Origin of the sequence: Mesorhizobium sp. M7A.F.Ca.CA.002.15.2.1, assembly GCF_003998715.1 — a bacterium.
In the GTDB taxonomy this organism is placed as follows: domain Bacteria; phylum Pseudomonadota; class Alphaproteobacteria; order Rhizobiales; family Rhizobiaceae; genus Mesorhizobium; species Mesorhizobium ciceri.
Genome location: NZ_RZPI01001109.1, coordinates 1 through 966, shown reverse-complemented (window position 1 = coordinate 966; position 966 = coordinate 1). Strand labels below are relative to the sequence as shown.

Genomic DNA, 966 nt, shown 5'->3' with positions numbered 1-966 from the left:
ATGCAAATCCTGCTGTTTTGACCGGCGTTTTTGTCAGACGCGGTACCCATATGGTTGACGGGTTTGCCAAACCATGGTGAACACCCGGACCACATTCCCTGAACTGCCGAGCCATCGCCCGCAGTTCGCGCATGCTTTTAAGTGAAAAACGTCCCATGGCAACCGAACGATACAATCCGCGCGCGTCAGAGCCCAAATGGCAGAAGGCCTGGGACGCCAAGAAGCTGTTCGAAGCGCACAATGACGATCCGCGCCCGAAATACTACGTGCTGGAGATGTTCCCCTATCCGTCGGGGCGCATCCATATCGGTCATACCCGCAATTACACGATGGGCGACGTGGTGGCGCGCTACAAGCGGGCCAAGGGCTTCAACGTGCTGCACCCGATGGGCTGGGACGCCTTCGGCATGCCGGCCGAAAACGCGGCGATGCAGAATAAGGTCCACCCCAAGGAGTGGACCTACCAGAACATCGCCACCATGCGCGAGCAGCTCAAGGTCATGGGGCTGTCGCTGGACTGGGCGCGCGAATTCGCCACCTGCGACGTCGATTACTACCACCGCCAGCAGATGCTGTTCCTCGACTTTGTCGAGAAGGGGCTGGTGACGCGCAAATCCTCCAAGGTCAACTGGGATCCGGAGGACATGACGGTGCTTGCCAACGAGCAGGTCATCGACGGGCGCGGCTGGCGCTCGGGCGCGCTGGTCGAACAGCGCGAACTGACGCAGTGGTTCTTCAAGATCACCGACTTCGCCCAGGATCTGCTGGATTCGCTCGAAGGCCTCGACGAATGGCCGGAAAAAGTGAAGCTGATGCAGCAGAACTGGATCGGCCGCTCGGAAGGCCTGCTGATCCGTTGGCCTCTGGCCGACGCCTCCGATGGCGAGCATGAGTTGGAAGTCTATACGACAAGGCCCGACACCATCTTCGGCGCTTCCTTCATGGCTGTCGCCGCCGATCATCCGT

At 60.0% G+C, this 966-nt stretch carries 1 protein-coding gene; it reads left to right on the top strand.

Annotated features, from left to right (window positions below):
• Window positions 1-155: 155 nt before the first annotated feature.
• On the top strand, window positions 156-966 hold an 811-nt coding region (locus tag ENZ74_RS32980), incomplete at its 3' end, for a class I tRNA ligase family protein (protein WP_164761453.1).